Source organism: Limosilactobacillus reuteri subsp. porcinus, from assembly GCF_036621895.1.
Taxonomy (GTDB): domain Bacteria; phylum Bacillota; class Bacilli; order Lactobacillales; family Lactobacillaceae; genus Limosilactobacillus; species Limosilactobacillus reuteri_J.
The window spans coordinates 1-4,989 of record NZ_LN887429.1 but is presented as its reverse complement, the minus strand read 5'-3'; the positions used below and the strand labels follow the sequence as shown (position 1 = coordinate 4,989).

Genomic DNA, 4,989 nt, shown 5'->3' with positions numbered 1-4,989 from the left:
TTTTTTCCCAGCCTCTTATTTAATTCATATTTTGATAGTGCGTGATCAGAGGTGTGTGAACCGAAAATAGGATCTAACACATCACGTTTTTCTTGATCATTTTTTCCGTATAATCCTGCCATAGATAAAACCTCCTAGGTTAATTTGCTAAATGCTTTTTTTTATCTGAATTTGTAATAATATGATGTTCTCCTCGAGCGATTGGTGGGGTAGTTGGGTTAACGTCTTTTGCAAGTAAATGTTGAGGAGTATTGATTTGATGGTGTTTGCTGTGTCTTTGGTATATTTCATATATTATAAATGGAAGTAACACTGTGATTGCAAAACTCCCTATCAATACATACAAATAGGAATGATGAGATGTTACTGGCAAACTGCTTGGTGGAACAAAAGAAATTAAGAAAGCAAAAACTGAAACTAGTAGTCCGCAAATAGCCACAATTGCTTTTACAACTGTTCCACCAGGAATTTCATAAGTTCTTTTTAGCTCTTTTTTCTTAAAAATTAAGATTAAATAACCAATGAAAAACAGTAAATATCCTACTAAGTAAATAACTACTGTTAGAGAGATGACAACAAAGAAAGAGACGTTATTACTTCCGCCACCAAAAGTTAAGACAGCATCCCAAATAGAAACGACAATTCCTTGTACAAGAATTAAATTAATAGGAACATTATGTCTATTTGTTTTTTGAAAAATTGATGGTAAAATTCCTTGCTGAGCAGTAGCAAACATTCCCCGCGAAGGACCAATAACCCATGAACTAATTTCTGCCATTACTCCACAGGTAATCATTAGAGCAATTATTTTAACTAGCCAGTTAAGATGAGTGTTAAAATAAAGTAATAAATATTTAAAGGCTTGAACAACGCCTGCGCTTAAAGAAAGCTCAGATTGCGGTACGACCGCTGCAACTGCGAAACCACCAAATGTATCAAGGCAGATAGCTAATATGACTAAAATGAACATCGCTAACGGATAGTTTCTTTTTGGGTTTTTGAGTTCATTGATATGAGAAGCCGAAGCCTCAACACCCATATAAGCTAAAATGAATGATACAAAAACAACTAGTGTATTTAACTTGGTAAAGTTAGGAATAAAAGCGTGCCACGAAAAATCAACTAGTAGTTTTACTCCTGTTACCACATAGGCAATCGCAAGTCCAAAGAGTGTAACTGAAGGGATTAAAATGCCAATTACAAAGCCGATTTTAGCGATATAGGCAGTATATTTCGTTCCCCAAAATTGCGAACATGTTAAAAGCCAAAAAATTAGTAGCACACTCCAAAATTTAATCATGGGGTTTGTATCTAACGCTGGCCAATTAAGTACATATGAAAATGCACCTAAAATAAAGTAAATCATTGTCACAAATCCAACAGTAATTTGAAACCATTGGAAGAAAATAGCTGCAAATCCCCATCTTTTCCAAGAGTATGAGAAACCCAGCTAAAGATGCCACCGCCGTTATTGTTCCAACCGTTAACAGTAGCCATTTCAGCAGCACATAGGGCAACCGGAATGAACCAGAATAAACCTCCAAGAATAAGGAAGAATATTAAGTGAAGTTTTGAGGTGGCAAATGTTGGATATTCATATACAGTGAGTACCATTGAAGCTGTTAAAGAAAAGAAGCCGAAAAGAGTTAAGTTTCTTTTAATATGTTGATTGTTAACCATTTCTTACTCCTTTCAAAAAAGTGTAAAATAGAGATTCAGTACTGATTGATCTGTTTGAAATGCAAATAATAATTGTTATTTGTATTTCGGGTTTTTAAATATATGTTTTTTTTTTTTTTTTTTTTTTCTTTTTGCAAATATTATGTTATAAAAATATTTATTTTAAACGAAAGATTAGGTGGAAATATAATGTGAGTAGAGCTGTAGCCAGAGCGACTAGTGCAGTAAAATAATGGCCTCCACCACTCGGTAAAACCGAATAGTGGAAGCCGATTGTTGCTTGTAGGGGGAGCTTTGCTTTGAAGAACATTTAAAGTAAATAAAAAGGCATTCCCAAAGAAATTGGGAATGCCTTTTTGGGTTGAATCAAACAAGTGATAGCTATTGATTACTTGTTGTAGAATTCAACGATAAGAGCTTCATCAATATCAGCGTTCATATCTTCACGTGCTGGAATGCGGTTAAGCTTACCTTCAAGCTTGTCGGCATCAAAGTCAACGTATGAAGGACGAGAAACAACAGCTTCCACAGCGTTCTTGATGATGTCTAAGTTCTTAGACTTGTCACGAACGGCGATGATTTGACCAACCTTAACTTCGTATGATGGAATGTCAACACGCTTACCATCAACAGTGATGTGACCGTGGTTAACTAATTGACGAGCTTGACGACGAGTAGTGGCTAAACCAAGACGGTAAACCATGTTATCAAGACGACGTTCAAGCAATGCCATAAAGTTGGCACCGTGAGTACCTTCCTTAATCTTACCGGCACGAACGAAAAGGTTTGAGAATTGACGTTCAGTCATACCGTACATAAAACGTAGCTTTTGCTTTTCACGTAATTGTGTACCATATTCTGAAAGCTTACCGCGACGATCACGACCGTGGTCACCAGGAGCGTAAGCCCGACGTGCTAATTCTTTACCAGTACCTGAAAGTGAAACGCCAAGACGACGTGAAACACGCCAACTTGGACCAGTGTAACGAGACATAAATAAATTCCTCCAATAATTTTAGTTGGAGTAAAATAATCCGATTGTGAGCTTGGCATTCGTGCAGGCTGATTTGAATCTTTCACCCTAGCAGCCGGGTTACTAAAAACACCGTTAGGCACCAGTCTGTTGACGAGCTTGCCCCTCACTGCTGCATTATTTTACACAAAATCTAGTGTACAACGGTTCGTAATAATAAGTCAATCTTTTCTTTAGAAACCTCGTAACTTTTTTTAGCAGAATGATGAACAATATAAAAGTTTATTAAACGTAGATGTTTTTTCATATCTTTTAAAGCACGTTCATTGTGGTATACTATAATTTTAAATAGGATTATACGGATAATTATTGTGCAAGAGCAATAAACAATAAAAAGTAGTAGGTGGAAAAAGTGATTTTTCAAGTATTGATTGGTATTTTAATTATTGTTGTAGCAATATTAGCTTGCGTATATTTTTATCAACGACGAGCTGTTAAACAGATCAACGACTTAATGGAAAGCGAGAAAAAGCTAGCAGATCAAAAAGTTGACCAGCAGATCAAAAATGTTGAAGAATTGCAACTAATCGGGGATGCTAAAAAGCAATTTGAAACAATTAAAAACAAGTATGAAAAACAAGTGCGACCAGCGATCACAGCCTTTAATAAACGAGCTCCCCAATTATTAGCAGATTCACGGACGAGCAAGTTGCTGACAATTAACACTCAGATTCGAGACCTGCAAGCAGATTTGGCAAAGTTAACAACAACTCTCCAACAGATCCAAAAAGACTTACAACATCTTCGTCAACAACAACATACCCATAAGCAAGCGGTCGAGCAGATTAAAAATAAATATCGTCAATTCCACCGGCAACTAAATGAGAAGAGCTTCGAATATGGAGACAGTGAAAAGCAGTTAAATAGCAGATTAAATGAATTAGAGGATCAATTCGCTCAATTTACTGATTTAACTAATAAGGGCGATATTGAAGCGGCTCAAGAGATTTTAACCAATTTGCAATCTGAAAACGATAAATTTGAACAAGACCTTAAGAAGATTCCTCAGCTCTATAAGCCAATTGCAACCGAGTTTCCAGAACAATTATCCGAGCTAAAAAGTGGTTATAAGACACTTGTAAAACAAAATTTCCACTTTACGGAGAAAAATATTGATAAGCAAATTGAACAGCTCCAATCCAAACTGGATCAGACGATTGACCAACTTAACAATTTACAATTAGGTGTTGTGGAACAATCTAATAAAGATCTTAGTGACCAGATTGATTACTTATACGGGGTAATGCAAAAGGAAATTGATGCTAAGAATGAAGCTGTTCATTTGATTGAAGTGATGAAAGACTTTACAAAACACGCTCAACGGCAAAATGACGAACTTGGTGTAGAATTAGACCGGTTGAGTTTGAATTATACGCTTACTAATCATGAACAAGAAACCGTTCGTGAACTTGGTGAACAAATTAAAGCAATTATTAAGCAGTATCGTGATGACGCAGAAGCAGTTGCTAACAAAACGGCTGTTTATAGTCAGGTGCTTGATCGACAAAAGTCCAATCAAAAGAACTTGACTGAAATTGAAAAAAGCCAAGAGAAGCTTAACAATGAAGTTGCTAAATTACAGACTGATGAGCAACGCGCCCGTCAAATGCTTCAAAAATATTCCACCCAGATTCGTACAATTCATCGGCAAGTAGAACAGTTGAACCTTCCTGGCTTACCAAAAGATTACTTAGACTATTTCTTTGGTGTCAGCGATGAGATTAAAAAGTTAGCTGATGAATTGAATGAGTATAAGATCAATATGGATGAAATTACGAAGCAACTAATTATCGTTGAGTCAGACCTAGACACATTAAATGACAAGACTGATATTCTTCGTGATAGTGCGGAATTAACAGAACGATTCCAACAATATGCAAATCGATTTAGTGATAACGAAAAGATTGCAGCAGCAGCTAAAAAATCCCAAGAACTTTTTAAGCAGTTTAACTACACGGCAAGCTTAGAAGCAATTGCGACCGTTTTAGAAGAAATAGAACCTGGTAGCTACAAACGAATTGAAGATACCTATTATCGTGAAATTGGTAAAAATTAAAAATCAAGGTGAGTGGGAATTAGCCTACCGCCTTGTGGTTACGACGCGAAGCTAGTTCCACGATATCTTAAACAATGTTCCTATAAATAAAGAGGCTGTTGAAAAAATGAAGTTTTTTCCAGCCTCCTTTTTTTCTTATTAATGTCTTTAGACCTGGTTGAGTGCGCGAGCAGAGCGAGTGCACGAAACAAAAAACCACCTGCTATGCGGGTGGGCGATA

The 4,989-nt window shown here is 36.3% G+C and carries 2 protein-coding genes and 1 pseudogene; 1 reads left to right on the top strand and 2 read right to left on the bottom strand.

Annotated features, from left to right (window positions below; all coding sequences use genetic code 11):
• Window positions 1-139: 139 nt before the first annotated feature.
• Both gadC and rpsD read right to left on the bottom strand, forming a co-directional pair.
• A pseudogene (gene gadC, locus AACL61_RS06630) lies at window positions 140-1,680 on the bottom strand (glutamate/gamma-aminobutyrate antiporter).
• Window positions 1,681-2,068: 388 nt separating this feature from the next.
• A complete protein-coding gene (gene rpsD / locus AACL61_RS06625) occupies window positions 2,069-2,674 on the bottom strand; it encodes a 30S ribosomal protein S4 (protein WP_003666632.1) in 606 nt (201 codons plus the stop codon).
• 391 nt (window positions 2,675-3,065) lie between these two features.
• Here rpsD and ezrA point away from each other — a divergent pair, with 391 nt between their 5' ends.
• The gene (gene ezrA, locus AACL61_RS06620; protein ID WP_339111155.1) at window positions 3,066-4,769 is read left to right on the top strand and encodes a septation ring formation regulator EzrA; all 1,704 of its coding nucleotides are present in this window, start codon (window positions 3,066-3,068) and stop codon (window positions 4,767-4,769) included.
• Window positions 4,770-4,989 lie beyond the last annotated feature (220 nt).

Excerpts from the sequence above, each read along its gene's own strand:
- rpsD (WP_003666632.1), bottom strand. The coding sequence starts at position 2,674 with ATGTCTCGTTACACTGGTCCAAGTTGGCGTGTTTCACGTCGTCTTGGC.